The 1,618-nt window shown below is 54.3% G+C and carries 2 protein-coding genes and 1 tRNA gene; all 3 read left to right on the top strand.

The features are described 5' to 3' along the window. On the top strand, window positions 1–673 hold a 673-nt coding region (locus WBM93_RS05830), incomplete at its 5' end, for a class I SAM-dependent methyltransferase (RefSeq protein WP_424429427.1). A gap of 46 nt (window positions 674–719) precedes the next feature. After that, window positions 720–796, top strand: a tRNA-Arg gene (locus WBM93_RS05825). A 113-nt stretch (window positions 797–909) separates the two neighbouring features. After that, the gene (gene folE / locus WBM93_RS05820) at window positions 910–1,530 is read left to right on the top strand and encodes a GTP cyclohydrolase I FolE (RefSeq protein ID WP_424429424.1); all 621 of its coding nucleotides are present in this window, start codon (window positions 910–912) and stop codon (window positions 1,528–1,530) included. Window positions 1,531–1,618 lie beyond the last annotated feature (88 nt).

Here is a 1,618-nt window from a genome sequence, read left to right as displayed (position 1 = left end):
GGAAGTGAATCCGGTCCAATTGCCATCTGGCATTTGGAGTTGTTTTCCGGAAGCAAGTCGCAGCGTAGCCTATGATAGCATTGCTGCCCCCTATGACTGGCTAGTCGGAAATACTCTTTATAATCGGATCGCTTGGGGAGGGTGGTCCGATTGCTATTCGGGCGCCGCTCGAGAGGCTATTCGCCAGACAGAGAACAGTAATGCGGCAATATTGGATTGCGGTTGCGGCACGCTCAAATTTACGGCGGAAGCCTATAAAAGCGGCCCGTTGGAACGTATGAAATTGTTTGATAGTTCAATTGCCATGATGGCGCGCGGCAAGAAGCGATTGCCAGGCGGCTATTTTGTTCAGGGCGATGCTTTGGATACGCCGTTTGTGGACAAGAGTTTCGGATTTGTCTTGTCATGGGGTTTGCTTCATCTCTTCGGTAGCAATTCGCAATTGCTGCCGGAATTTTACAGAGTCATGCAGGATGGTGGAAAGCTGTTTCTTTCGGTATTGGTAAAAGGTGAACGTGGGATGGGCGATATCATGCTTAACCAGTTGCACAAGCGAGGAGAGATTTCTGAACCGGAGTCCCGTTCACAATATGAGCAGTCAGTCGGCCGCTATTTTCGCATTGATCGCTCTTATCTGTCTGGTTCGATGTTGTTTATCTCGGCAAGCAAATAATGGGTTGCCAGCGGGGACTACAGCCCCTATCTGCACCGTCTGGTGAGCGCCCATAGCTCAGCTGGATAGAGTACTTGACTACGAATCAAGGGGTCGGGAGTTCGAATCTTCCTGGGCGCACCACTTTCCTCATTCGTCGGACCATGCACCTCAGACCTGCACCAAGGTGCACTTGCGCATGGCCCACTGCTGGCGTAACTTGTTGGCATTGCACCTGATGAACCGAAGGACCTGACTTGGCTGATTTTTCCCATTCCATCGAAGACGCACTCGCGGAGCGCGAAGCCCAAAAAATTGCGGTTCCCGACGAAGTTCAGGAAGCGGTGAAGACGCTGCTCCGCTGGGCCGGCGACGATCCCGAGCGCGAAGGGCTGGTCGATACCCCGAAACGCGTGGCGCGGGCGTGGAAGGAATATTGCGAAGGCTATGGCGAAAACCCCGCCATGCATCTGGCGCGGACGTTCGAGGAAGTCGGCGGCTATGACGAACTGGTGCTGCTGAAAGACATCCCGTTCCATTCGCATTGCGAACATCATATGGCACCGATTATCGGCAAGGCGAGCATCGCCTATATGCCGACCGACAAAGTTGTCGGCATTTCCAAGCTCGCCCGCGTTCTCCACGGCTTTTCCCGGCGGCTGCAAGTGCAGGAACGGCTGACCGCCGAAGTCGCCGAATGCATTTGGGACAATCTGAAACCCGCGGGCGTGGCGGTTGTGATCGAGGCCAGCCACAGTTGCATGACCGCACGCGGTGTACGGACACCGGGTGTCAATATGACCACCAGTCGCCTGCTGGGATGTTTTCTTGACGACGCGCGGAGTCGCGAAGAAGTCATGAGCCTGATGGGCTATTGAGCGAAATCGCTGCTCAGCGCATCCATTCTCGCATCAGATTATATTGCACCGCCTGAAGGCGAGTATAATTTTCCTGCGCCATATTGAG

The organism is Parasphingorhabdus sp., from assembly GCF_049667325.1.
Classification (GTDB): domain Bacteria; phylum Pseudomonadota; class Alphaproteobacteria; order Sphingomonadales; family Sphingomonadaceae; genus Parasphingorhabdus.
The sequence above is the reverse complement of the archived record's forward strand: the minus strand, read 5'-3'. Positions and strand labels throughout refer to the sequence as shown.